23 protein-coding genes are annotated in these 23,473 nt (G+C 63.9%); 14 read left to right on the plus strand and 9 right to left on the minus strand.

Going from position 1 to position 23,473, the window contains the following annotated elements; translation table 11 throughout:
- Positions 1-104: 104 nt before the first annotated feature.
- Together O4220_RS21485 and O4220_RS21490 are read right to left on the minus strand one after the other, a co-directional pair.
- Positions 105-1,526, minus strand: a complete 1,422-nt coding sequence (locus O4220_RS21485) for an NAD(P)/FAD-dependent oxidoreductase (protein ID WP_269607523.1) — start codon at positions 1,524-1,526, stop codon at positions 105-107.
- Positions 1,523-3,028 carry a gamma-aminobutyraldehyde dehydrogenase gene (locus O4220_RS21490; protein ID WP_269607524.1) on the minus strand — a complete coding sequence of 502 codons (1,506 nt, stop codon included), beginning with the start codon at positions 3,026-3,028 and terminating at the stop codon, positions 1,523-1,525. The genes O4220_RS21485 and O4220_RS21490 overlap by 4 nt, the downstream gene beginning before the upstream one ends.
- Before the next feature lie 142 nt (positions 3,029-3,170).
- On the opposite strand from O4220_RS21490, the gene O4220_RS21495 reads away from it, so the two are divergent.
- Both O4220_RS21495 and O4220_RS21500 read left to right on the plus strand, forming a co-directional pair.
- A complete protein-coding gene (locus tag O4220_RS21495; RefSeq protein ID WP_032376836.1) occupies positions 3,171-3,635 on the plus strand; it encodes an Lrp/AsnC family transcriptional regulator in 465 nt (154 codons plus the stop codon).
- A complete protein-coding gene (locus tag O4220_RS21500) occupies positions 3,632-4,999 on the plus strand; it encodes an aspartate aminotransferase family protein (protein WP_269607526.1) in 1,368 nt (455 codons plus the stop codon). The genes O4220_RS21495 and O4220_RS21500 overlap by 4 nt, the downstream gene beginning before the upstream one ends.
- A gap of 25 nt (positions 5,000-5,024) precedes the next feature.
- Here the strand turns inward: O4220_RS21500 and O4220_RS21505 are convergent, their stop codons facing one another.
- Together O4220_RS21505 and O4220_RS21510 are read right to left on the minus strand one after the other, a co-directional pair.
- Complete coding sequence (locus tag O4220_RS21505; RefSeq protein ID WP_269607527.1) at positions 5,025-6,308, minus strand: thymidine phosphorylase; 1,284 nt, start codon at positions 6,306-6,308, stop codon at positions 5,025-5,027.
- A complete protein-coding gene (locus O4220_RS21510; protein WP_037177115.1) occupies positions 6,301-6,714 on the minus strand; it encodes a cytidine deaminase in 414 nt (137 codons plus the stop codon). Before O4220_RS21510 ends, O4220_RS21505 begins: the two co-directional genes overlap by 8 nt.
- A gap of 334 nt (positions 6,715-7,048) precedes the next feature.
- Between O4220_RS21510 and sdhC the strand changes: the two genes are divergently transcribed.
- The 5 genes from sdhC to O4220_RS21535 all read left to right on the plus strand — a co-directional run bounded on the left by sdhC (position 7,049) and on the right by O4220_RS21535 (position 11,778).
- Entirely contained in the window at positions 7,049-7,390 is a 342-nt protein-coding gene (sdhC, locus tag O4220_RS21515; RefSeq protein WP_032378103.1) for a succinate dehydrogenase, cytochrome b556 subunit, read from the plus strand.
- Entirely contained in the window at positions 7,390-7,842 is a 453-nt protein-coding gene (locus O4220_RS21520; RefSeq protein ID WP_094675682.1) for a succinate dehydrogenase hydrophobic membrane anchor subunit, read from the plus strand. Before sdhC ends, O4220_RS21520 begins: the two co-directional genes overlap by 1 nt.
- Positions 7,843-7,858: 16 nt before the next feature.
- On the plus strand, positions 7,859-9,610 hold the full coding sequence (gene sdhA, locus O4220_RS21525) for a succinate dehydrogenase flavoprotein subunit (RefSeq protein ID WP_269607528.1): 1,752 nt from the start codon (positions 7,859-7,861) through the stop codon (positions 9,608-9,610).
- A 1-nt stretch (position 9,611) separates the two neighbouring features.
- Positions 9,612-10,391, plus strand: coding sequence for a succinate dehydrogenase iron-sulfur subunit (locus tag O4220_RS21530; protein ID WP_269607529.1), 780 nt, complete (start codon positions 9,612-9,614; stop codon positions 10,389-10,391).
- 214 nt (positions 10,392-10,605) lie between these two features.
- Positions 10,606-11,778 carry a phytanoyl-CoA dioxygenase family protein gene (locus O4220_RS21535; protein ID WP_269607530.1) on the plus strand — a complete coding sequence of 391 codons (1,173 nt, stop codon included), beginning with the start codon at positions 10,606-10,608 and terminating at the stop codon, positions 11,776-11,778.
- A gap of 46 nt (positions 11,779-11,824) precedes the next feature.
- On the opposite strand, the gene O4220_RS21540 is transcribed toward O4220_RS21535, so the two are convergent.
- A complete protein-coding gene (locus O4220_RS21540) occupies positions 11,825-12,856 on the minus strand; it encodes a LacI family DNA-binding transcriptional regulator (protein ID WP_269607531.1) in 1,032 nt (343 codons plus the stop codon).
- 77 nt (positions 12,857-12,933) lie between these two features.
- Here O4220_RS21540 and O4220_RS21545 point away from each other — a divergent pair, with 77 nt between their 5' ends.
- From O4220_RS21545 to O4220_RS21560, 4 genes are read left to right on the plus strand one after another with little or no spacing between them, the layout of a single operon-like run.
- Positions 12,934-13,731: an SDR family oxidoreductase gene (locus O4220_RS21545; RefSeq protein ID WP_269607532.1), complete on the plus strand. Its 798-nt coding sequence runs from the start codon at positions 12,934-12,936 to the stop codon at positions 13,729-13,731.
- Positions 13,731-14,738: a Gfo/Idh/MocA family oxidoreductase gene (locus tag O4220_RS21550; RefSeq protein WP_269607534.1), complete on the plus strand. Its 1,008-nt coding sequence runs from the start codon at positions 13,731-13,733 to the stop codon at positions 14,736-14,738. Before O4220_RS21545 ends, O4220_RS21550 begins: the two co-directional genes overlap by 1 nt.
- Positions 14,735-15,625 (plus strand): sugar phosphate isomerase/epimerase family protein, encoded by an 891-nt coding sequence (locus O4220_RS21555; protein WP_269607535.1) that lies wholly within the window; start codon positions 14,735-14,737, stop codon positions 15,623-15,625. Before O4220_RS21550 ends, O4220_RS21555 begins: the two co-directional genes overlap by 4 nt.
- Positions 15,622-16,614, plus strand: coding sequence for a Gfo/Idh/MocA family protein (locus O4220_RS21560; RefSeq protein WP_269607536.1), 993 nt, complete (start codon positions 15,622-15,624; stop codon positions 16,612-16,614). The genes O4220_RS21555 and O4220_RS21560 overlap by 4 nt, the downstream gene beginning before the upstream one ends.
- On the opposite strand, the gene O4220_RS21565 is transcribed toward O4220_RS21560, so the two are convergent.
- The 4 genes from O4220_RS21565 to O4220_RS21580 form a co-directional block, all read right to left on the minus strand.
- On the minus strand, positions 16,598-17,803 hold the full coding sequence (locus O4220_RS21565) for an acyl-CoA dehydrogenase family protein (RefSeq protein ID WP_269607538.1): 1,206 nt from the start codon (positions 17,801-17,803) through the stop codon (positions 16,598-16,600). The two genes, O4220_RS21560 and O4220_RS21565, sit on opposite strands and share 17 nt — an antisense overlap.
- A 97-nt stretch (positions 17,804-17,900) precedes the next feature.
- Positions 17,901-18,683: an ATP-binding cassette domain-containing protein gene (locus tag O4220_RS21570; protein WP_269607539.1), complete on the minus strand. Its 783-nt coding sequence runs from the start codon at positions 18,681-18,683 to the stop codon at positions 17,901-17,903.
- Between the two features lie 3 nt (positions 18,684-18,686).
- Positions 18,687-19,745, minus strand: coding sequence for an ABC transporter permease (locus tag O4220_RS21575; RefSeq protein ID WP_269607540.1), 1,059 nt, complete (start codon positions 19,743-19,745; stop codon positions 18,687-18,689).
- A gap of 29 nt (positions 19,746-19,774) precedes the next feature.
- The gene (locus O4220_RS21580; RefSeq protein WP_269607541.1) at positions 19,775-20,779 is read right to left on the minus strand and encodes a substrate-binding domain-containing protein; all 1,005 of its coding nucleotides are present in this window, start codon (positions 20,777-20,779) and stop codon (positions 19,775-19,777) included.
- Between the two features lie 216 nt (positions 20,780-20,995).
- Between O4220_RS21580 and O4220_RS21585 the strand changes: the two genes are divergently transcribed.
- Genes O4220_RS21585 through O4220_RS21595 form a run of 3 tightly spaced genes read left to right on the plus strand, consistent with a single transcriptional unit; the run spans position 20,996 to position 23,448 of the window.
- A complete protein-coding gene (locus O4220_RS21585) occupies positions 20,996-21,307 on the plus strand; it encodes a hypothetical protein (RefSeq protein WP_269607542.1) in 312 nt (103 codons plus the stop codon).
- 24 nt (positions 21,308-21,331) lie between these two features.
- On the plus strand, positions 21,332-22,801 hold the full coding sequence (locus O4220_RS21590) for a sensor histidine kinase (RefSeq protein ID WP_269607543.1): 1,470 nt from the start codon (positions 21,332-21,334) through the stop codon (positions 22,799-22,801).
- Positions 22,786-23,448 (plus strand): response regulator transcription factor, encoded by a 663-nt coding sequence (locus tag O4220_RS21595; RefSeq protein ID WP_269607544.1) that lies wholly within the window; start codon positions 22,786-22,788, stop codon positions 23,446-23,448. The genes O4220_RS21590 and O4220_RS21595 overlap by 16 nt, the downstream gene beginning before the upstream one ends.
- Positions 23,449-23,473: the final 25 nt, after the last annotated feature.

The following is a 23,473-nucleotide window of genomic DNA, read 5'->3' on the forward strand; positions in this document are numbered from 1 at the left end:
GGAAACGAGTCACACCTTCCACCTCGACGAACAACTCCAGTATCACTGAGCGGAACTTCGTAGCAGAGTACGAGTTTCCGTGCACCTGCGGCGCAGCCGCTCCCTCAGCTGTCGAAGCCCAGACCCAGCGCGTCCATGCCCTTGAGCCACAGGCCGCGTTTTCCGCCGTTGCGGTCCGCTCGGGCGAATGCCGCGCGGGTGATGTTGATCCCGATCGATTTGAGGGGCTCGGGTGGAAACGGCAGCGGCATGCTGCGCACCATCTTCAGTCGCGTTCGTTCGGTGTCCTTGCCGTCGAGTAGGTCGAGGGCGGTGCGGGCTCCGAAGTGGGACGCGCCGACTCCGAGTCCGGTGAACCCGGCCACCGTCGCCACCCGTCCGTTCATGCCGAGATCCCAGAACGCACTGAACCGCGAGCACGTATCGATCGATCCGCCCCAGGCATGGGTGGCGCGAATTCCTTCGAGGCTCGGGAACATCTGCAGCAGGTGTTCGGCGAGCAATGCGAACTCTTCGGGATATTGGGTTCGTCGCGGGTCGGTGTCGCTACCGTAGAAGTAGTGCGCATCCCACCCGCCGAACAGGATGCGATCGTCCGCTGTCAACCGGAAGTAGTGGAATCGGTTGCCGGAGTCGGCCAATCCTTCACGGCCGGACCACCCGATGTCGGTGAGCTGCGACGGACTCAGCGGCTCGGTCATGATGACGTAATCCCACACGGGCACGATCCAGTGGCGGAGCTTGCGCCGCAACGACTTCGATGCCGAGGTGGCCAGCAGAACCTTGCCCGCCTCGATGGTTCCGTAGCCTGTTGTCACCCGGATACCGTTGCCGGACTTGTCGATCGACAGCGCCTTGGTGTTCTCGTGAATGTGTACGCCGAGCGACTCGGCCGCGTCGGCCAGGCCCCAGGCCAGTTTGGCAGGGTCGATCATCGCCACGTCGGGATCGAACAGTGCGCCGCGCGCCATCGGTGAGGTGATCCTGGATTTCACGGCAGCGGCGTCGAGGTATTCCATCGGTTGCGACAGGCGGGCACCCTCGTCGCCGAGCTCGCGCAGGTCGTCCACCTGCCAGTCGAAATTGGCGATGTCGAGCTCGCCGGTGCGTTCGATGTCGGCGTCGATTCCGTACTTCTCCGCAGTCGCGCAGATCGCGTCCAGCGTCTCCGTGCCCATCCGCAGCAACTCGGGTAGTTCGTCGGCATACCGGTCGAGCCCGTTGCCCAGGCCATGCGTCAGGCTGGCCGCGCAGAAGCCGCCGTTGCGACCGGTTGCCCCTTCCGCGATGCGATCGCCTTCGAGCAACACGATCGATCTGTCGGGATTCTCTTCGGCGGCGTGCACCGCCGCCCACAGGCCGGTGAATCCGCCGCCGACGATCACCAGATCAGCTGCCGCCGAGCCGGTGTGCCGACTACGCGGAGCTGGCCGTTCGGGACGGTCGAGCCAATAGGACTCCGGCGTGGCACCCGCCACCATGGCTACACCGCGTTCGGTGGGTTCGGTTGCCCATGATGCGCTCATCGGGCGTCCTCCTGCGCTTCGGGATCGGCCGACGCGAACACCGTTCGATGCCAAGCCTTTCGAGCCACACCGGTGATGTCGGTCATGACGTGTTTGACGGTGAGGTACTCGTCGAGCGAGTAGCTCGACATGTCCTTGCCGAAGCCCGAAGCCCCGAATCCTCCGTGTGGCATCTCGCTGATGATCGGAATGTGATCGTTGATCCATACACAGCCGGCGGCGATCTCGCGCGTCGCTCGTCCTGCGCGGTACACGTCTCGGGTCCACGCGGAGGCGGCGAGTCCGAACGCAGTGTCGTTCGCGCGCCGGATCGCATCGTCGTCGCCGTGATGCTTCGACACCGTGAGCACCGGGCCGAACACCTCGTCGCGATAGATTTCGTCCTGCTCGCCCACATCGGCGATCAATGTCGGCGGGTAGAACGCACCTCTGCCCTCAGGAACGCGGCCACCGGTGACGATCCTGGCTCCGGTGTCGCGAGCCCGATTCACCATGGCCGCAACACGATCGCGATGAGCGATCGAGATCAACGAACCCATGTCGGTCGCCGGATCGGTCGGGTCTCCCATCACGACGCGACCCATCAACTCGGCCACTCCGGCAACGAAGTCGTCGTAGAGGGATTCTGCGACGATGGCGCGGGTGGCCGCCGTGCAGTCCTGGCCACCGTTGATCAGGGATCCGGCAACGGCACCGTGAATGGCGGCATCGAGATCCGCGTCGTCGAAGACCACCAGCGGGGCCTTGCCGCCGAGCTCTAGCTGCACCCGGGTGCCGTGGACGGCGGCCTGCGCCATGACTCTCCTGCCGACGGGGGTCGAGCCGGTGAAGGTCATCAGATCCAGGCCATCGTGCGAGGACAGCGCGACCCCGGCGTCTTCTCCGGTCCCGGTCACGACGTTGAACACGCCGTCGGGAACTCCTGCCTCTGTGGCCAAGCGCGCCAGCCGCAGCGTGGTCAGCGGAGTCAGTTCGCTTGGCTTGAGCACGATGGCGCACCCTGCGGCCAGTGCCGGAATTGCCTTCCACACCGCCATCTGCAACGGATAGTTCCACGGGGTGATCGACCCGACGACTCCGACGGCATCGCGCCGAATCGACGAGGTGTGCTCACCCGAGTACTCGGCGGTGGCCTTGCCGTCGAGGTGCCGCGCGGCTCCGGCGAAGAACTCGATGTTGTCGACGCTGCCCGGCACGTCGAATTCCTGTGCCAGTCGCACGGCTTTGCCGGTCTGCGCCACTTCCTCGGCTGCGAAGTTCTCGGCATCGGCGGCAACCAGCCGAGCCAACTCCGTCAGGACCGCGCTGCGCTGCGCGGGCGTTGCGCCGGACCATTCCGGAAATGCCGACCGGGCATGTGCGAGTGCCGAATCGACGTCCTCTGTCGTCGCCAGCCCGACCTCGGCCACGACCGCCCCCGTCGCGGGATCGTCGACGGCATATCGCTGACCACTACCGTCCACCGCGCGTCCGTCGATCCAACAACCAGGAATGTTCGCCATCCCTGCACAGTACCGTCGAAGCTACTGATTCTCTCCGTTTCGCGCCTTGCGACAACTGATTCTGTCGTTCGGATGCACAATTGATACGCATTTCATCGTCGAAGGGTTGTGTTCACCACCGCGACAATGACAAGATCGACGCATGCCCGAGCAGCCACCCATCGCACTCGACGACGTCTCCAAGGCGATCATCGAACAACTCCAGGAGGACGGGCGACGCTCGTACGCAGCGATCGGCAAAGCCGTCGGCCTCTCGGAAGCCGCTGTCCGCCAACGCGTTCAACGTCTGACGGACTCCGGCGTCATGCAGATCGTCGCGGTGACCGATCCGGTACAGGTCGGTTTCAAGCGGCAGGCCATGATCGGCATCAAGTGCACCGGAGACAGTTATGCGCTGTCCGAGGAGCTGTCGGCGATCGACGCGATCGACTACGTCGTCCTGACCGCAGGGTCGTTCGACGTCGTCGTCGAAGTGGTGTGCGAGGACGACGAACAGCTTCTGCAGATTCTCAACAAGCAGATCCGCAGCCTGGACGGCGTCACCAGTACCGAAACCCTGGTCTATCTCAAACTCGTCAAGCAGCAATACAATTGGGGAACACGATGACACGAACGACAGCCGAGCTCGACGCCTCCGCCGCCAAGCACCTGTGGGGCCACTTCACCCGCCACGGTGCCGGGGTCACACCCCCGATCATCACCCGCGGTGAAGGTTCGACCATCTGGGACTCGAACGGCAAGAGTTACATCGACGGACTGTCGGGCCTGTTCGTGGTGCAGGTGGGGCACGGCCGCGAGGAACTGGCCGAGGCGGCAGCCAAGCAGGCCAAGGAATTGGCCTTCTTCCCGTTGTGGTCGTACGTCACCGAACCGGCCATCGAACTTGCCGAGCGTCTCGCCGGGTACGCCCCCGGCGACCTGAACCGGGTCTTCTTCACCACCGGCGGAGGCGAGGCCGTCGAAAGCGCATGGAAGCTGGCCAAGCAATACTTCAAGAAGGTCGGCAAGCCCGGTAAGCACAAGGTGATCTCGCGGGCCATCGCCTATCATGGCACCCCACAGGGCGCGCTCGCGATCACCGGAATCCCCGCGCTCAAAGAGCCTTTCGAGCCGTTGACGCCGGGCGCGTTCCGAGTCCCCAACACCAACATCTATCGCGCTCCCGCTCCCCTGGACACCGATCCGAAGGCGTTCGGAATCTGGGCTGCCGATCGCATCGCCGAGGCCATCGAGTTCGAGGGCCCCGACTCGGTGGCCGCGGTGTTCCTCGAGCCGGTCCAGAACGCCGGCGGTTGCTTCCCGCCCCCGCCCGGATACTTCGAGCGGGTCCGCGAGATCTGCGACCGCTACGACGTCCTCTTGGTCTCGGACGAGGTGATCTGTGCGTTCGGCCGGATCGGATCCATGTTCGCGTGCAACGACTTCGGCTACGTCCCGGACATCATCACCTGCGCCAAGGGACTGACCTCGGGCTACTCCCCGATCGGCGCAATGATCGCCTCCGACAGACTGTTCGAGCCGTTCGACGACGGCACGTCCAGCTTCGCGCACGGGTACACCTTCGGCGGCCACCCCGTCTCCGCCGCAGTGGCCATGGCCAATCTCGACATCTTCGAGCGCGAGGGAATCAACGCCCACGTCGCAGACAACGCACCTGCGTTTCGCTCGACGCTCGAGAAACTGCACGATCTGCCGATCGTCGGAGACGTGCGCGGCGAAGGGTTCTTCTACGGCATCGAACTGGTCAAGGACAAAGACACGAAGGAAACGTTCAGCGATGCCGAAGCAGAACGAATCCTCCGCGGGTTCCTGTCCACGGCTCTGTTCGACGCAGGGCTGTACTGCCGCGCCGACGATCGCGGCGATCCGGTGGTACAGCTGGCTCCGCCACTCATCTGTGGTCAGAAGGAGTTCGACGAGATGGAACAGATTCTGCGCAGTGTATTGACCGAGGCGGGGAACCTGATCTGACCGAGACTGCTACTGGCCGAGCTCGTTACCGACCGATGCGGTCGATGACGAGGGGGCTCGGCTCGACAGCCGTGGCACCGATTTCCCAGCTGCCGTCGAGTGCCTGCTGCGCGTACTCGAAACGCTCGGGAGTGTCGGTGTACAGGGTTGCGAGCCGATCCCCGGCTCGCACCCGATCCCCCGGCTTGGCGTGCAGCCGCACCCCTGCTGCGCTCTGCACCGGCTCACCCTGACGTTCTCGGCCTGCCCCCAGCCGCCACGCTGCGAGTCCGACGCCCATCGCGTCCAGTCCGGTCACGACGCCGTCCTGCGTCGCGGTGAATTCCTGGCTCTCCCGGGCGACGGGCAGCGCGGCGTCGGGATCCCCGCCCTGCGCAGCGATCATCGCCTTCCACCGGTCCATGGCGGACCCGTCGGCGAGCTTGTCGGCCGGATCGATGCCCTCGATCCCGGCCGCACCGAGCATGGTGCGTGCCAGCGTGATCGTCAGCTCCACGATGTCGGAGGGGCCGCCTCCGGCAAGTACCTCGACCGACTCCTGCACTTCGAGTGCATTGCCTGCGGTGAGCCCGAGCGGGGTGTCCATCGCCGTCAGGACCGCCAGAGTGCGCACACCCGCATCGGTTCCGAGCTCGACCATTGCGGTCGCGAGTTCGCGCGCATCGTCGACGTTCTTCATGAACGCGCCGGCGCCGACCTTCACGTCCAATACGAGTGCGCCGGTGCCCTCGGCGATCTTCTTGCTCATGATCGAGCTGGCGATCAGCGGAATCGACTCGACGGTTCCGGTCACGTCGCGCAAGGCGTAGAGCTTCTTGTCGGCAGGAGCCAGATCGGCACCGGCGGCGCAGACGACCGCACCCACCAACGGATCGGCCAGGACGCGATGCATCTCCTCACCGCTGAGGTCGGCTCGCCAACCGGGGATGGACTCGAGCTTGTCGAGCGTTCCGCCGGTGTGTCCAAGGCCGCGCCCCGACAGTTGCGGCACCGCTGCCCCGCACGCAGCGACGAGGGGAGCCAACGGCAGCGTGATCTTGTCTCCGACACCGCCGGTCGAGTGCTTGTCGACGGTGGGCAGCGGCAGTGCCGAGAAATCCATGCGAGTGCCCGAGGCGATCATCGCGCCGGTCCACGTACTCAGCTCCCGACGGGACAATCCGCGCAACAGAATTGCCATCGCCAGTGCCGACATCTGTTCCGGCGCGACGGTTCCGCGAGTGAACTCGGCAATCACCCACTCGATCTGCTCGTCGTCGAGAACGCGACCGTCGCGCTTGGCGCTGATGATCGATACGGCGTCAGGCATGGTTGTTCACGCGTCCTTCGTCGAGGTTGTCGGGTCCGAATGCATCCGGAAGCAACTCTGCCAGTCGACGCGGTCCCGAGGTGGTGTCGACGAGCAGATCCGGGCCGCCGAACTCGAACAGCAACTGTCGGCATCGCCCGCACGGCATCAGGATCTCACGCCGAGAATCGCAGCAGGAGAACGCCACGAGTCTGCCGCCGCCGCTCGAGTGCAGGTTCGAGACCAACCCGCATTCGGCGCAGAGCCCCAAACCGTATGAGACATTTTCCACATTGCACCCGGTGACTATTCGATTGTCGTCCACCAGAGCGGCCGCACCGACCGGAAAGTTCGAGTACGGGGCGTAGGCATGTCGCATTGCCTCATGAGCATTGTCGCGCAACGTATTCCAGTCGATTTCGTCCATGGCTACCCATCCAATCACGCCGTCTGAATTGATGCAGAGATCTGCCCGGATCTTCGATTGTGAATTGGGAAGGCAAACCTAACACCGAATTTCGGCACCGTACGAACCTCGAGTCGAATTAGTTCCGTGTTTCGAATGGGTTTACAGTTTCGAGTAAGCGGCTAGTACAACCAGCACTAGGGCCGAATCGCGACAAATCGAGCCAGGACAAGACCGGCCACCGGGCTCGAAGCGTCCACCAACGACGTTGGAGGCATTGCACTCGATGAGTAGCACGACGGAAGTCGCTCCGGTCAAGGAGCGCAAGCGGTCTCTGTACCGCGGGGACCCGGGCATGTGGTCCTGGGTTCTGCACCGCATCACTGGCGTGTTGACGTTCTTCTTCTTGTTCGTCCACGTCCTCGACACGGCGATGGTTCGGGTCAACCCCGAAACGTACGACGCCATCATCGAGACCTACAAGACCCCGCTCGTCGGCCTGATGGAACTCGGCCTCGTTGCCGCAGTGCTGTATCACGCACTGAACGGCATTCGGGTGATGCTGGTCGACTTCTGGTCCAAGGGACCGCAGTACCAGAAGCCGATGCTGTGGGTCATCGCAGTCGTCTGGCTCGTCGTCATGATCCCCGGCGCGGGACGAATCTTCTACAACATGTTCACGGCGGGTGGTCACTGATGTCGACGCACGGTCCCGAGGCAAAGGTCCTCGGCACGAACTACGACCGTCCGGCCAGCTTGGCCAACCCGCGTTCACCGCGTAGGCAGAGCAAGGGCAACTTCGAGCTCTACGCGTGGCTGTTCATGCGCTTCTCGGGTCTGGCACTCGTCGTGCTCGTGCTGGGACACATGTTCATCATGCTGATGCTCGACGACGGCGTGCACCGCATCAACTTCGCCTTCGTCGCCGGTCGTTGGGCCAGCCCGTTCTGGCAGTTCTGGGATCTGACGATGCTGTGGCTCGCTCAGCTCCACGGCGGCAACGGCCTGCGCACGATCATCGCGGACTACTCCCGCAAGGATTCGACGCGATTCTGGCTGACCACGCTGCTGGTGCTGTCGATGATCCTGATCATGGGCGTCGGCACCTACGTCATCTTCACGTTCGATCCCAACATCTCGGCGAGCTAAGGACACTGACGCTTACATGCAGGAACATCGTTACGACGTACTGATCGTCGGCGCAGGCGGTGCCGGTATGCGTGCTGCGATCGAAGCCGGACCCCGCGCTCGCACCGCCGTACTGACCAAGCTCTACCCCACTCGTTCGCACACCGGTGCAGCCCAGGGCGGCATGTGCGCCGCTCTGGCGAACGTGGAGGAAGACAACTGGGAGTGGCACACGTTCGACACCGTCAAGGGCGGCGACTACCTCGCCGACCAGGACGCCGTGGAGATCATGGCCAAGGAAGCAATCGACGCCGTTCTCGACCTCGAGAAGATGGGTCTTCCGTTCAACCGGACGCCCGAGGGCAAGATCGATCAGCGACGGTTCGGAGGCCACACCCGCGACCACGGCAAGGCACCGGTTCGCCGTGCCTGCTACGCAGCCGACCGCACCGGCCACATGATTCTGCAGACGCTCTACCAGAACTGCGTCAAGCACGACGTCGAGTTCTACAACGAGTTCTACGCACTCGATCTGTGTCTGACCGAAACCGACGACGGTCCCGTCGCGACCGGAATCATCGCCTACGAGCTGTCCACCGGTGAGCTGCACATCTTCCACGCGAAGTCGATCATCTTCGCCACGGGCGGTTCGGGCCGGATCTACAAGACCACGTCCAACGCCCACACCCTCACCGGTGACGGGATGAGCATCGTGTTCCGCAAGGGTCTTCCCTTGGAGGACATGGAGTTCCACCAGTTCCACCCGACAGGTCTGGCGGGCCTGGGCATTCTCATCTCCGAGGCTGTCCGAGGCGAAGGCGGCATCCTGCGCAACGAGTCGGGTGAGCGCTTCATGGAGCGCTATGCACCGACCATCAAGGACCTCGCGCCCCGCGACATCGTCGCACGCTCGATGGTGCTCGAGGTGCTCGAAGGTCGCGGCGGTGGCCCCAACAAGGACTACGTCTACATCGACGTCACGCACATCCCCGAGGAAGTGCTCGACGAAAAACTCCCCGACATCATGGAGTTCTCGCGCACCTACCTCGGCGTCGACCCCGTCAAGGAGCCGGTGCCCGTCTATCCGACGTGCCACTACGTCATGGGTGGCATCCCCACCAAGATTCACGGTGAAGTTCTCCGCAACAACACCGATATCGTTCCCGGCCTGTACGCCGCCGGTGAATGTGCCTGCGTGTCCGTGCACGGAGCCAACCGCCTCGGCACCAACTCGCTGCTCGACATCAACGTGTTCGGGCGTCGGGCAGGAATCGCCGCGGCGGAGTACGCCAACTCGGTCGACTTCACCCCGCTCCCGGAGGAGCCGGCCAAGATGGTGCAGGACTGGCTCGAGCTCATCCTGTCGGACCACGGTCACGAGCGCGCGGCCGACATCCGTACCGAGATGCAGCAGTCCATGGACAACAATGCATCGGTGTTCCGCACCGAGGAGCGCCTGGAGACGGCGCTCAAGGATGTCCGTGCCCTCAAGGAGCGGTACAACAAGATCACCGTCGAGGACAAGGGCAAGCGCTACAACAGCGACCTGCTCGAGGCCATCGAACTCGGCTTCCTGCTCGAAATGGCGGAGGTCACGGTCGTCGGCGCACTCAACCGGAAGGAATCGCGCGGCGGTCACGCTCGCGAGGACTACCCCGAGCGCAACGACGCCGAGTACATGAAGCACACCATGGCCTACAAAGAAGGCGAAGGTCTGCTCACCGATATCCGCTTGGATTACAAGCCGGTAATCCAAACCCGCTACGAGCCGATGGAGCGGAAGTACTGACATGAGCGCACCCACCCTGGACAAGAAGTCCGAGTCCGAGCTGCCACCCGTGCCCGAAGGCGCGGTGATGGTGAACCTCAAGATCGCGCGCTTCAATCCCGAAAGCGGAGACGGACAGCGATGGGACACCTTCCAGGTGCCCACCCTGGAGACCGACCGCTTGCTCAACCTGTTGCTGTACGTCAAGGGCTACCTGGACGGCACGCTGACGTTCCGGCGTTCGTGCGCACACGGAGTGTGCGGCAGCGATGCGATGCGCATCAACGGCGTCAACCGTCTCGCCTGCAAGGTGCTGATGCGCGACATGCTCCCCAAGGACTCGTCGAAGACGCTCAACATCACCATCGAGCCCATCAAGGGCTTGCCGGTGGAGAAGGACCTCATCGTCGACATGGAGCCCTTCTTCGACGCGTTCCGCGCCGTGAAGCCGTTCCTGATGACGACGGGCAACGAGCCGACTCGTGAGCGGATCCAGTCCGCCGCGGACCGCGCCCGGTTCGACGACACCACCAAGTGCATTCTGTGCGCGTGCTGCACCACCTCGTGCCCGGTGTTCTGGAGCGACGGCAGCTACTTCGGCCCCGCTGCGATCGTCAATGCACACCGGTTCATCTTCGACAGCCGTGACGAGGGTGCAACCGAACGTCTGGACATCCTCAACGACGTCGAAGGTGTGTGGCGGTGCCGCACCACCTTCAACTGCACCGACGCATGCCCCCGCGGTATCCAGGTGACCAAGGCAATCCAGGAAGTCAAGCGCGCGTTGCTCTTCGCCCGCTGATCGTCGGTTCCCGGTCGGGAACCACAGTGGCCCCCATGCAGACAGTCTGCATGGGGGCTTTCTCGTTCCATCGGAGTGCCTGCCCCGCGGGATTCGATCTCGCCGCGCACCCCGGATGAGGTGTTTCTGATGGAATTCGAGGGTTGATTCCCAGGTCGAAAGGGATCAGGCTCGAGGTCGGACTTTGCATCCAGCCATCGAGAGGACTTCGTCAATGACCACCTACACGAGCACAACCTGGACCGGACGGCTCGGAAAAGACGACTGCGACATCGATCTGTTCCGCGAATCGGTATCGGAGCAAGTCGACCTCGCGAACTATCCTCATGCAACGAGCGTGCGTGAGAACGTCCTGATCTACGACGCCCGCTCGGTCGAGGGCCTCGACGCCCCCACTCGCGAGGCGATACAGAACGAGCTCGCTCAGGCTCTGCTCACCGGGCCCGGCATCGTCGTGTTCGAGGGCGCGTTCACCGAAGCCCACGGTATGGGCGAGGCCACCGACTACTTCATGGACACCATCGCCGGCCAGCACGCCGCAGGAATGAACTCGGGCGACCACTTCGCGAAACCAGGTACCAACGATCGCGTCTGGTCTGCATTGCAGAAGCTGGCTGTCGATCGACCAGAGGTGTTCTCGACGTACTACTCCAACGACGTACTTGCGTTGGTGTCGCAGGCCTGGTTGGGACCGATGTACCAGGTGACATCCTCGATCAATGTCGTCAACCCGGGCGGTCGAGCCCAGAATCCTCACCGTGACTACCACCTGGGATTCATGTCTGTCGACACCGCCGCTGAATTCCCGGCACACGTGCACCGACTGTCGCCCGCCCTGACTCTGCAGGGAGCCGTCGCGCATTGCGACATGCCGATCGAGAGCGGGCCGACCATGTACTTACCGTTCTCACAGCGGTACGAACCGGGCTACATCGCTTTCAATCTGCCCGAGTTTCGAGAGTACTTCGCGCAGAACTACATTCAACTGCCACTTCGCGTCGGCGACGCCGTCTTCTTCAATCCGGCACTGTTCCATGCTGCCGGACACAACACCTCGACAGGCATTCGCCGCATAGCGAATTTGTTGCAGGTGTCGTCTGCATTCGGTCGCGCGATCGACACCGTCGACCGCAAGGCCATCGTCGAGGCCATCTATCCGTCTCTGCTTCGGATGGCGTCGAGCAGCAGCGCAGCGTTCGTCGGGAACGTCATCGCGGCGTCGGCCGAGGGATACGCATTCCCCACCAACCTCGATCGCGACCGACCGACGACCGGCCTCGCGGGCGAGACGCAGGCCGAACTTCTCGCGCGCGCCGTCGACGCCGCGATGCCCGCGCCCGAGTTGACGACTCTGCTCGAGGCTCAGGAACGGCGCAGGCGCATCTGACCCTCCTGTCGGGACCGAAGCCGCGCCCCACTCCGGTCTCGACAGGTCATCCGTTGTTGTAGCGGGTCAGGACATGGATCCGCGAGGCCTCGTTGACCACGCCGTCCAGTGCGCCCCTCGCCTGCATGATCATCCGGCAGGCCAGCCGTGCGTCGGCGCGCAGTTCGTGATGCAGAACTGCGGACACCGCCCCGGACCGCAGCAGCACCCGGTTGTCCTCGTCGAGGTCGTGGCCGATGAACACCCGGCACCGGCGGCCTGCTGCCTCGAACGCCCTGACGATCGCTGTGTTCCCGCCCCCGATCGAATAGACGGCCTCGATCGCCGGATGCCGGCCGAGGGCGTCCACGACGAGGGACTCGACCGTCGCGTCCAGACCGTCGGTACCGGCGAGTTCGACGACGGTGCGGCCGAATCCCGCACCCCGCTCTGCCGCGAGAGTGCGCAGCGTTGTCCGAAATCCCATTTCGCGTTCTTCTTCGCCGCGAAAGGTGTTGCTGCTCAGCGTGATCAGCACCTCTCGGTCCACGTCCCCGAGCCATTGATCGACCAGAAACGCTGCAGTGGCACCCGCCGCGCGATTGTCGATGCCTACGTACCCGAGGCGGTCCGAGGCCGGTACGTCGGTCACGTAGGTCACGACCGGCGCGCCGGTGCCGACCACGGCGTCGATTGCCTGAGCGACGTCGGGATCGTCCGGGGCTTTGAGGATGACTCCGTGGGTGCCGCGGGCGGCGAGCTTTCCGAGGGTCTCGACCATTGCAGGTACCGATTCGGTATCTCGGAAGTGGAACCTGCATCGGACGAGCGCAGGCGAAAGCATCGGCAGTTCGGCCTCGATCGCGGTCCGAAACTCGGCCGAGAATCGTGGCGGCGTCTGCATCACGACGTCGAACAGAAACTTGCGACCGTTGAGTCGAAGTTGCGATCGCTGCTTGTCCAGGTCTGTGATCGCCTGCTGCACTTCGGCTCTGGTGTCCTGCCGCACCCCCGGCCTGTCGTGCAGAACACGATCGACCGTGGCTTCACTGAGACCGGCCTGCTGCGCAATCTCGCGGACCTTGAATCGATGCCTCACGCCGACCTCGTTTCGTGATGCTTTTTTGAGGGGTTTTTCCTGTTGATCGTAACCTCATCGGCCGCAACACTGAACGCATGAATTCCTATCTGTCCGACACACCCCTCCTCGGGAACTCCGTCGTTCTCGTCAGCGGCGGAACCCAGGGCGTCGGTGCGGGCGTTGTTCGAGCTGCTGCTCGCGAGGGTGCTGCAGTCGCCTTCACCGGCCGACGCGTCGACGTCGGCTCGGCCTTGCAGGACGAGTTGAACGCCGCCGGCCACTCCACACACTTCATCGAGGCCGACGTATCGGACCCCGACTCCGCTCGCGGGTCGGTCGACCGCACGGTGGACAGGTTCGGACGAATAGACGCTCTGTGCAATGCCGCCGGCCTCACCACGCGGGGCACACTGGTGGACACCACTCCGGAGTTGTTCGATCACCACATCGGCGTCAATCTGCGCGGCCCGTTCTTCACGATGCAAGCTGCAGTGCAGAACATGGTCTCGCGTGGTGCAGCCGGGACCATCGTCAACGTCATCTCGATTGCCGAGCACGGCGGCCAGTCCTTTCTCGCCCCCTATGTCGCGGCCAAAGCCGGTCTGGCCGGTCTGACGAAGAACGCGGCGTACGCGCACCGGTGGGATCGCATCCGCATCAACGGGCTGAACATCGGCTGGACCGAGACCGAGGGCGAGACCGAGATACAGAAGCGCTTTCACGGTGGTGATGACGACTGGGCCGCCAAGGCGAACGACAGTGTCCCCATGGGCAAACTCGGCCAAGTCGACGAAATTGCCGACTTCGTCGTTCTGCTGCTCTCCTCGCGCAGTGGAGTAGTCACCGGTTCCGTCATCGACTGGGATCAAACGATCATCGGAGGGCAGGACTGATGGGATCGCGGATCGGTGTCATCGGACTCGGACGAATCGGCGCGTTCCACGTCGACACGCTCAGCACACTCGACGGCGTAGACGGCCTCGTGGTCACGGACGAGCGTCAGGAAGTGACCGACTCGGTGGCGCGAAAATCCGGTGCCGAAGCGGTCTCGTCCGCCGCGGAGTTGATCGCGTCGGGGGTCGACGGAGTTGTCGTCGCCGCCGCGACGTCCGCGCACGCGGGGCTGGTTCTGGCGTGTGTCGATGCCGGGGTACCGGTGTTCTGCGAAAAGCCCATTGCCTTCACCGCGGCCGAGAGTCTCGCTGTGGTGCAAAGAATCTCGGGCGGTTCCGTGCCGGTTCAAATCGGGTACAACCGGCGATTCGATCCCGCCTTCGTCGCCGCCAAGGCCGCCGTCGTGTCGGGCGAGCTCGGCCGACTACATACCGTCCGCTCGACCACCCTCGATCCGGCTCCCCCGCCGATGTCGTACATCGCCACCTCCGGTGGCATCTTCCGCGACTGCAGTGTGCACGATTTCGATATCGTTCGATGGGTCGTCGGACACGAGGTCGTCGAAGTGTACGCGGCAGGTTCGAACCAGGGCGATCCCGAGTTCTCGGCCGTCGGCGACGTCGATACGGCAACTACGACAATCACTTTCGAGAACGGCACGCTGGGCGTCGTGTCCAACACCCGATACAACGGGCGCGGCTACGACTGTCGCCTCGAGGTACACGGCAGCGACGATACCGTCGCGGCCGGGTGGGATCAGCAGGTACCGGTGCGCAACCTCGACGCCGGGGCGACCTTCCCCGATTCCACACCGCACAGCTTCTTCATGGACCGCTTCGAGTCGGCCTACCAGGCCGAACTGTCCGCCTTTCTGCGGGTCGTCACCGGCGACATCCCCTCACCGTGCACGGCGCGCGACGCCCTGGAGGTCGCGTGGATTGCCGAGGCCGCAACACTGTCCTTACAACAGCACCGACCGGTGCGGATCGACGAGGTACGTCCATGAGCGCCATTCGCATTGCTGGAGCACCTATCTCGTGGGGAGTGTGCGAGGTTCCCGGATGGGGCTACCAAATTCCGGCAGACCGCGTGCTGACCGAGATGCGCGGCGCGGGACTGACGGCCACGGAGGTGGGTCCGGAAGGATTCCTCCCCGCCGAGCCTGCCGAACTCGCGCACACTCTGCAGCGCTACGGCCTCACCTCCGTGGGCGGGTTCGCTCCGGTGCTACTGCACAACCGAGACCACGACCCGGTTCCAGGCATCGGGCCGCTGCTCGACGCGTTCGTTGCGAGCCGCGCCGAGGTTCTCGTGCTCGCCGCCGCCACCGGCAGCGAAGGCTACGACTCACGACCCATCCTGAACGATGATCAATGGACAACGTTGCTGCTCAACCTCGATCGGCTGCACGTTGCCGCCGACAGCCGAGGCATCCGTGCCGTTCTGCATCCACATGTGGGCACCATGGTCGAGAAGCGCGACGAAGTGTTCCGAGTGCTCGATGGATCGAGCATCCCGCTGTGTCTCGATACCGGCCACCTTCTCATCGGTGGGACCGATCCGGTGGAACTGGTGACCGTCGCGTCCGACCGCATCACCCACGCTCACCTCAAGGACGTATCTCTGCCACTGGCCGCTCAGGTGCAATCAGGTGAGCTCACCTACACCGAGGCGGTGGCTCTCGGCATGTACACACCGCTCGGCACCGGTGATGTCGACATCTCATCGGTCGTGAACAAGCTGCTCGACGCAGATTTCGAGGGTTGGTTCGTATTGGAACAGGACACAATCCTGTCCGAGGAGCCGTCGGGCGCAGGACCGGTTCGCGATGTCGTTGCCAGTGTCGAATTCTTGCGTGACATCGTGCAGTTGCGCGCGGGGGCACGCTCGTGAGCGCACTGCGGATCGGCATACTGGGCGCGTCCCGGATCGCCGAGCAGGCGTTGGTCGAACCAGCACGCATTCTCGGGCACCGTCTGGTCGCGTGCGCGGCGCGTGACCGCACCCGAGCGGAGAGCTTCGCCGAAAAACACGGAGTGGAGCGAGTTCTCGACTCCTACCAGGACGTCCTCGACGATCCGGAGGTCGACGTCGTCTACAACCCCCTCGCGAATGCGCTGCACGCACCGTGGAATCTCGCGTCGATCCGAGCCGGGAAACCGGTGCTCACCGAGAAGCCCTCTGCGAGCACTGCATCCGAGGCCGATCGAGTTCGACTGGCGGCATCTCGAGCCGGAGTGCCGGTGATGGAGGGGTTCCACTATCTGTTTCACCCGGTTACCGAGCGCCTGCAGCAGTTGGCGAGCGACGGCACCCTGGGCGACCTGCTTTCCATCGAGACGATCACGCATATGCCGGCCCCCGCGGAGGACGACCCCCGATGGCATCTCGAGCTGGCCGGCGGTGCCCTTATGGACCTCGGGTGCTACGGCCTGCATGCGCAACGGCTGTTCGGATCGATGGCCGGTGGCCGGCCCGTCGTCACGGCAGCCCGACTCACCCCACATCCGTCCGGAGTGGACAGCGCCTTCGACGTCGATCTGGCGTTCCCCGGCGGTGTCACGGGCCGTGTCACGGGCTCCATGACCGCGCCGGAGTACGACTTTCGAATCAAGATCACCGGCACACGCGGAGAAGCGTTGGCGCACAACTTCATCAAACCGAACGAGGACGATCGCGTCACGACGATCGTGAACGGCGACCGTAGAACCGAGAACCTGGGTAGACGCTCGTCCTACACTTACCAGCTCGAGGCATTCGCCGATCACATCCTGCACGGCGCTTCGATACCGTCGGACGCCGAAGACGCTGTGCGAAACATGGAGATGATCGACCGAGTCGTCGACGTGGCGTCGCGTAGCGACGTCACACGAACGCGCTGAAGCCCGTCACACCACGGCCGACGATCAGGTTGTTGATCTGCGCGGTGCCCTCGTACGAGTACAACGCCTCGGCGTCGGCGAAGAACCTGATGACGTCATGCTCGATCAGAATTCCGTTGCCGCCCATGATTTCTCGGGCCCAACTCACCACTTCGCGCAGCCGCGTCGTACAGAAGGTCTTCGCGAGCGCTGCATGCTCGTCGTAGTGGACGCCGTTGTCCTGCAGCTGCGAAACACGAATCGCCATACCCAGCGAGGCGGTGATGTTGGCGGTCATCCGGGCGATGAGATCGGCGATCAGCTGAAACGAGGCAATCGGAGAACCGAACTGCTCGCGTTCACGCGCATACGCAACTGCTCGCTCGTACGCACCCATCATGACGCCCACCGCCTGGAACGCCACTCCTCCACGGGTCAGGCGGAGCACTTTGGCGGTATCGGCGAAGGAGTTCGCGTCGGCGAGCTTGTTGCCGAGCGGTACTCGGCAGTTCTCCAGATGTACGTCCGCGTTCTCCACCGCCCGGAGCGAGTACTTGCCCTCGATCTTCTCGGCGCGGAATCCCTCGAAGTGCTTTTCGACCACGAAGCCCTTCACCTCGCCGTCGGCCTCGTCCTTGGCGAAGACGATGGTCAGGTCTGCGAAGGTGGCGTTGCCGATCCAGCGCTTACTGCCGTTGAGGATCCAGTGATCGCCGTCGAGTCGAGCCGTGGTTTCCAGTCCGCCCGCGACGTCGGATCCACCGTGCGGTTCGGACAGGCCGAAGGCACCGATAGTCTCCATCCGCCGCATGGCCGGCAACCACCGCGCACGTTGTTCCTCGGAGCCCAGAATCGAGATGCTGCTCATCGCCAGTGAACTGTGCACGCTGAACATCGTTCCCGAAGACGGATCGATCCGCGCGAACTCCATCTCCAGCCAGCCGGTGAGCAGCTTACGCGAGGCCTTTCGATCGTCGAAAGCGTATCCGAGACCGGCAATCTCGAGCTCGGCGATCAACGGCAACAGATGCACCGGCGAGCTCGCCTTCTCCCAGAATTCGTTGGCTCGGGGCGCGACCTCATCCCGGAGAAACTGCCGCGTACGCAGAACCACCTCGATCTCGGCGTCGTCGAGCATGCTCTGATATCCGTAGAAATCCGACTCGAGAAAATCGGGCGACAGTGGTCCGAGGGGCTCGTGCTCACTCATGGTCGGCTCCTTCGTCTGGCACCTCCCTTGGGCACCGTTGGTGCTCGTCTACCCGTCGCACGGAGTTCTCACGCATAGCGCTCGGCCAGTACAGCAGTCAGCGGCGCAGCTCGTGGGTGAGGGTCGCCAGTTCGTCGCCGCCCGCCATTTCCTTCGTGAGGTCGTCGAGCGATATGTCGTCGTAAGCACAATCGAGCGTCTGCCGACCACGGTTGAGCAGAACGAAATGATTTCCGACCAGGTACGCGTGGTGTGGATTGTGGGTGATGAACACGACGCCGAAGCCTTGCTCTCGGGCGGCGGAGACGTAACGCAGAACCATGCCCGACTGCTTGACGCCCAGCGCGGCCGTCGGCTCGTCGAGGATGAGCACACGCGCGCCGAAGAAGATGGCGCGGGCGATGGCCACGCACTGTCGCTGCCCACCGGAGAGGGAGCCGATGGGGGCATCGACGTCGGGCAGATCGATGCCGATCTTGCGAAGTTCCTCGATGGTCGTCGCGCGCATGGCGTGGATGTCGAGGGATTTCAGGACCTTGCCCCGGCGCAACTCCTGGCCGAGAAAGAAGTTGCGCCACACCGGCATCAGGGACACGACTGCCAGGTCCTGATAGACAGTGGCGATTCCCTTGTCCAGGGCGTCTTTCGGCGACCCGAAGGTCGCTGGTTCGCCGTCGACGAGCAACTGGCCCTCGGACTGCTGATGCAGGCCGGCCATGATCTTGATCAAGGTGGACTTGCCTGCACCGTTGTCACCCAGAACGCACGTGACCTCACCGGCGCCGACGCGCAGATCGATTCCCTGCAGCGCAGTGACGTTGCCGTAACTCTTGCCCACGTTCCTGAGTTCGATGACGGGGGTGTTCGCGGAAGAAGTCATCGATTACCTTTTCGCCGCGAAGTTGCGGAAGGAGTTGTTGGCAATCACTGCGAACAGCAGCATTGCGCCGAGAAAGAACTTGAACCAGTCGGGGTTCCACCCGGCATAGACGATGCCCTGATTGGTCATGCCGAAAATGAACGCGCCGATGAACGCGCCGATCGCCGTGCCGTATCCGCCGGTGAGCAAGCACCCGCCGATCACTGCGGCGATGATGTAGAGGAACTCGTTGCCGACGCCTTGGCCGGATTGCACGGTATCGAAGGCGAACAGCAGATGCATGCCGACGAACCAGGCGCAGAAGCCGACGAACATGAACAAGCCGACCTTGACCCTCGTGACCGGCACCCCGACGGCTCGCGCCGATTCCTGATTGCCGCCGACGGCGAAGATCCAGTTGCCGGTGCGCGTTCTCATCAAGACCCAGGTCGCCGCCAGCGTCAGTACGATCCACCACACGACAGTGACGCGGATGGACACTCCGAACAGCGAGAACGAGGACGAGAACACAGCTTTGGCCGAATCGAATCCCTCCATGTCCGAGATGGACGGGGTGGCCACTTGACCGGTGACGAGCTTGGTGACGGCGAGATTGATGCCGGTGAGCATCAGGAACGACGCCAGCGTGATCAGGAACGACGGGATTCTGGTTCGCATCACCAGGTAGCCGTTGAACACGCCCACCGACAGGGCAAGCAGCAATGCCAATGCGGAGCCTGCCCACACGTTCAGATGCAGGTTGTAGGCCAACATCGACGCCATGATCGAGGAGAAGGTCACTGCTACACCGGTGGACAGGTCGAACTCGCCGCCGATCATCAACAAGGACACCCCGACCGCCATGATGCCGATGGTCGAGGACGCATACAGCACGGTCGCGAGTGCCTCGGGCGACCGAAACGGTGGCGCAACTATGCAGAAGAAGACGAAGATGGCGACCGCGCCGAACAGCGCGCCGATCTCCGAGCGAATCAACAACCGCTGCAACGGCTTCTGTTTCTTCACCCGCTCATCGACGACGGCAGTGTGTGTCGACAGAGCCGGATCGGCCTGTGTGGGCATGACGTTCCTTCCGCGCCGAGGCGAGGCATTCACCGAGTGCCGTTGCGGGCGTACTCGGCGACTGTGTCGATGTTGGTCGAGTCGATGAACGCGGGCCCGGTCAGGACGGGGGTGCCTCCGCCGATGGTGTTGCCGTTGTTGAGGTAGAGCCACAGCGAGTCGATGGCCAGGTAGCCCTGCAGGTACGGCTGCTGATCGATCGCCCAGGCAACATCACCGGCCTCGATCGCATCGACCAGTGCAGCATTGGTGTCGAACGTGACGACGGTGGCGTCGCTGCCCGAGTTGCTCTTGGACTGCACGGCAGTCAGGGCGATGGGGGCCGCGAGGGCCATGATGTGGTCGATTGTCGGATCCTGCTGAAGCTTCGCAGTGATGGTCGCCTCCACGGACGGCAGGTCCTTGCTGTTGACGTTCAGGATCTCCGTGGTACCCCCGGTGAAGCCTTGTTCGACGCCTGCGCAGCGTGCCTCGAGTGAGACGGCCCCTTGCTCCTGAATGATGCACAGCGTCTTCCGAGCACCGTCGGCGGTGAGGCGCGCTCCTGCCGCCTGCCCGGCGATGGTCTCGTCCTGACCGAAGTACTGCTGCACTCCCATGTTCTTCCAGGAGTCGTAGCCGGAATTGAACGCGACCACGGGAATGCCCGCGGCAGTGGCCGTCTCGACTGCGGGGGCCATTGCATCGGGCTTGGCCAGCGTGACCGCGATGCCGTCGACCTTGGAATCGATCGCACTCTGGACGAGGTTGGCCTGGTTCGGTGCCTCGGGATCTGCGGAGTAGCGCAGTTCGATGTTGTCCTTCGCTGCCGCGGCTTCGGCACCCTTGCGCACGAGATCCCAGAACGTGTCACCGGGGACTTCGTGCGTGATCATCGCTATCGTCGCCGCCGGCGTGTCGGCCACGCCCGCGTTGCTTCCCTCGTCGGACGATCGAGGCGCACCACCGGTGCTCGAACAGGCAGCGACCGTCAGTGCCGCGACCGCACAGACCGCGCCGACCGCGATCGGCCCGCGCCTTTGCCGAAACCTCATTGCACTTCCCTTTCCAACAACCGGCTCTCGAACAACCGACGAATCCGAACTGACGACCTGATCACTGTAAGAAACGATCGGTACCCGTCACGCATCGTGGACGATTATTCGTCAGGCAACAGAACCGGTGTGCGCACCACCGGACCTAGGCCGACATGAGAGAACTCTCATCTCCGATTCACGTAGCCACAATCCGCCGTAGTCAAACTCGGCTGTGTGCGAACCATCATCGTCTCGGCCCTGGGACTGCTCACGCTCGCCGTGCTCGTCACGGCGTTGCTGACAACGCGATCGACGGGCGAGCAGACCCCGCTACCCGCACCCATTGTCGCACCCGCCGCACCCGGGCAATCCGCCACGGGTACCCCGCAGCCGGTTGTCCCTGCACCGGGGACGGCCGATCCCGCGCCCACCGCCGTCGCTCCGCAGCCGGTGGCACCGGACGGATTTGTGCCCCCGCCGCCGCTTCCGCCCGCCGACTGGGACGATGACTTCGACGACGACTGGGATGACGATGACGACGACTGACGCCGCTGCAAGACCGACCACGTGATGCGGACCCGACTGCTCGCACTACGCCCGACGAGCGCCCGCAGCCGCATCTTTTCGTGGGTACTGCTGCTCGTGCTGGTGTCACTGGCGGCCGTCACCGTCACCACGTGGCTGCTGATGATCCGCGCAACCGACAACCGCATGCGCGAATCGCTGCGCACCGAGATCGCCGAGTTCACCACCCTCACCGATGCGGGCGTCGATCCCGGAACCGGCGAACCGTTCGACGGCATCAACGACGTGCTCCGCGTGGTGATCACCTACAACCTCGCCCGTCCCAACGAGAAGTTCCTCGGCTACGTGGACGGCGCTTTCGCTGTGCAGAGCAGGCAGCAGGCACCGGTACGACTGTCCGACGACGACGGGTTCACTGCTGAGGTCGGATCCGTCACCGCGCCGGTCGAGGGATCGTACTCGAGCGCGGCAGGCGAAGTGCTGTACCTCGCAGTGCCGGTCTCACTGGCGGGTGACCCGGTACCGGGCGTCGTGGTTGCCGCCTACTTCGCCGATCAAGAACGCGCCTCTGCCGACGAGACCGCAACGTTGATGCTCGTCGTCGGCGGCGTCACCTCGGTTCTGGCGGCGATCGGCGCGTGGTTCGTCGCGGGTCGCATCCTGTCCCCGATCAGACACATCACCGCCACCGCCAGATCGATCAACGAAACCGACCTGTCCGGTCGGATCACCGACGCGAGAACAACAGGTCGAGGCGACGACATCGGAGCCCTGATCGACACACTCAACTCGATGCTCGACCGAATCGAGTCCGGTGCAGCGAGTCAACGCCGATTCCTCGACGACGCCGGCCACGAACTCCGCACTCCCATCACAATCGTGCGAGGTCATCTCGATGTACTCGACCACGGCGACCCCGCCGATGTTCGCGACACCGTCGCGCTCGTCGACGACGAACTGGACCGGATGAACCGACTGGTCGCCGACCTGTTGCTGCTCACCCGAGCCGACCAGACAAGCTTCGTCACGCCTGTGGTCACCGATGTCGACGCGCTCACTCGAAGCGTGTTCGACAAGGTGACCACTCTCGCCGACCGGGAATGGGTGCTGGAGGCGAGCGCAACCGTCCACGCGCCGCTGGACGCACAACGACTGACTCAGGCGCTGCTGGCGTTGGCGGACAACGCAACTCACCACACGATGCCCGGCAGCCGCATCGGTATCGGATCACAACTGTCCGACGGTGACATCCGGTTCTGGGTCACCGACTCGGGCCCTGGGATCGAGCGCGACGAGCAGGAACGGATCTTCGAGCGCTTCGCCCGCGGTCGCAACGGAACCAGACGCACCGAAGGCGCCGGGCTCGGATTGTCCATCGTCACCGCAATCGCCCGAGCACATCGTGGACGGGTGAGTGTCGGCAGCGCACCGGGGCACGGTGCCACGTTCACCATCAGCATTCCACTGACCGATTCCGTTGCCTCTCAGAAAGATCGACCATGGCCCGCATCCTGATCGCCGAAGACGAACCCCGCATCGCCTCGTTCGTTCACAAGGGGCTGAGAGCGAGTGGATTCAGCACGACGACGGTGTCCGACGGCAGGTCCGCCTACGAACATGCCCGCAGCGGCGATTTCGATCTGGTGGTACTCGATATCGGTTTGCCGATCATGGACGGCTTCGAGGTCCTGCACCGACTCCGCAGAGAGCAGTGCGAGATACCGGTGATCGTGTTGACCGCCCGCGACAGCGTCCAGGACGTGGTGTCCGGTCTCGAAACCGGTGCCGACGACTACATGGCCAAGCCGTTTCGCTTCGAGGAACTGCTCGCACGTATCCGAGTTCGCCTGGGCACCAAGCGAACCGTCGACACCACGCAACTCGCGGTCGCCGACCTCACCCTCGACCTGCGTACCCGCCGAGCTGTGGTGGGAGACCGTACCGTCGACCTGTCGGCCCGTGAATTCGCTCTCGCCGAGACCTTCATGCGCCACCCCGGCCAAGTCCTCTCGCGAGAGCAACTCCTGTCGCAGGTGTGGGGCTACGACTTCGACCCGGGCTCCAATGTCGTCGACGTCTACGTCCGCTACCTTCGAGCGAAATTCGGTGCCCCCCGAATCGAGACCGTCCGCGGAATGGGATACCGACTGTCCGAGACATGAGTGGCGTCGGACACTGCCGACGCCG

Origin of the sequence: Rhodococcus ruber (assembly GCF_027270735.1) — a bacterium.
Classification (GTDB): domain Bacteria; phylum Actinomycetota; class Actinomycetes; order Mycobacteriales; family Mycobacteriaceae; genus Rhodococcoides; species Rhodococcoides rubrum_A.

What these genes read in the sequence shown, in the direction of transcription:
- O4220_RS21510 (WP_037177115.1), bottom strand. Translation starts at nt 6,714, where the DNA reads ATGGACGAAATCGACTGGAATACGTTGCGCGACAATGCTCATGAGGCA.
- O4220_RS21520 (WP_094675682.1), top strand. Translation starts at nt 7,390, where the DNA reads ATGTCGACGCACGGTCCCGAGGCAAAGGTCCTCGGCACGAACTACGAC.
- O4220_RS21580 (WP_269607541.1), bottom strand. Translation starts at nt 20,779, where the DNA reads ATGAGGTTTCGGCAAAGGCGCGGGCCGATCGCGGTCGGCGCGGTCTGT.
- O4220_RS21590 (WP_269607543.1), top strand. Translation starts at nt 21,332, where the DNA reads ATGCGGACCCGACTGCTCGCACTACGCCCGACGAGCGCCCGCAGCCGC.
- O4220_RS21550 (WP_269607534.1), top strand. Translation starts at nt 13,731, where the DNA reads ATGGGATCGCGGATCGGTGTCATCGGACTCGGACGAATCGGCGCGTTC.
- O4220_RS21565 (WP_269607538.1), bottom strand. Translation starts at nt 17,803, where the DNA reads ATGAGTGAGCACGAGCCCCTCGGACCACTGTCGCCCGATTTTCTCGAG.
- O4220_RS21535 (WP_269607530.1), top strand. Translation starts at nt 10,606, where the DNA reads ATGACCACCTACACGAGCACAACCTGGACCGGACGGCTCGGAAAAGAC.
- O4220_RS21570 (WP_269607539.1), bottom strand. Translation starts at nt 18,683, where the DNA reads ATGACTTCTTCCGCGAACACCCCCGTCATCGAACTCAGGAACGTGGGC.
- O4220_RS21490 (WP_269607524.1), bottom strand. Translation starts at nt 3,028, where the DNA reads ATGGCGAACATTCCTGGTTGTTGGATCGACGGACGCGCGGTGGACGGT.
- O4220_RS21575 (WP_269607540.1), bottom strand. Translation starts at nt 19,745, where the DNA reads ATGCCCACACAGGCCGATCCGGCTCTGTCGACACACACTGCCGTCGTC.
- O4220_RS21595 (WP_269607544.1), top strand. Translation starts at nt 22,786, where the DNA reads ATGGCCCGCATCCTGATCGCCGAAGACGAACCCCGCATCGCCTCGTTC.
- O4220_RS21505 (WP_269607527.1), bottom strand. Translation starts at nt 6,308, where the DNA reads ATGCCTGACGCCGTATCGATCATCAGCGCCAAGCGCGACGGTCGCGTT.
- sdhC (WP_032378103.1), top strand. Translation starts at nt 7,049, where the DNA reads ATGTGGTCCTGGGTTCTGCACCGCATCACTGGCGTGTTGACGTTCTTC.
- O4220_RS21495 (WP_032376836.1), top strand. Translation starts at nt 3,171, where the DNA reads ATGCCCGAGCAGCCACCCATCGCACTCGACGACGTCTCCAAGGCGATC.
- O4220_RS21500 (WP_269607526.1), top strand. Translation starts at nt 3,632, where the DNA reads ATGACACGAACGACAGCCGAGCTCGACGCCTCCGCCGCCAAGCACCTG.
- O4220_RS21530 (WP_269607529.1), top strand. Translation starts at nt 9,612, where the DNA reads ATGAGCGCACCCACCCTGGACAAGAAGTCCGAGTCCGAGCTGCCACCC.
- sdhA (WP_269607528.1), top strand. Translation starts at nt 7,859, where the DNA reads ATGCAGGAACATCGTTACGACGTACTGATCGTCGGCGCAGGCGGTGCC.
- O4220_RS21545 (WP_269607532.1), top strand. Translation starts at nt 12,934, where the DNA reads ATGAATTCCTATCTGTCCGACACACCCCTCCTCGGGAACTCCGTCGTT.
- O4220_RS21485 (WP_269607523.1), bottom strand. Translation starts at nt 1,526, where the DNA reads ATGAGCGCATCATGGGCAACCGAACCCACCGAACGCGGTGTAGCCATG.
- O4220_RS21555 (WP_269607535.1), top strand. Translation starts at nt 14,735, where the DNA reads ATGAGCGCCATTCGCATTGCTGGAGCACCTATCTCGTGGGGAGTGTGC.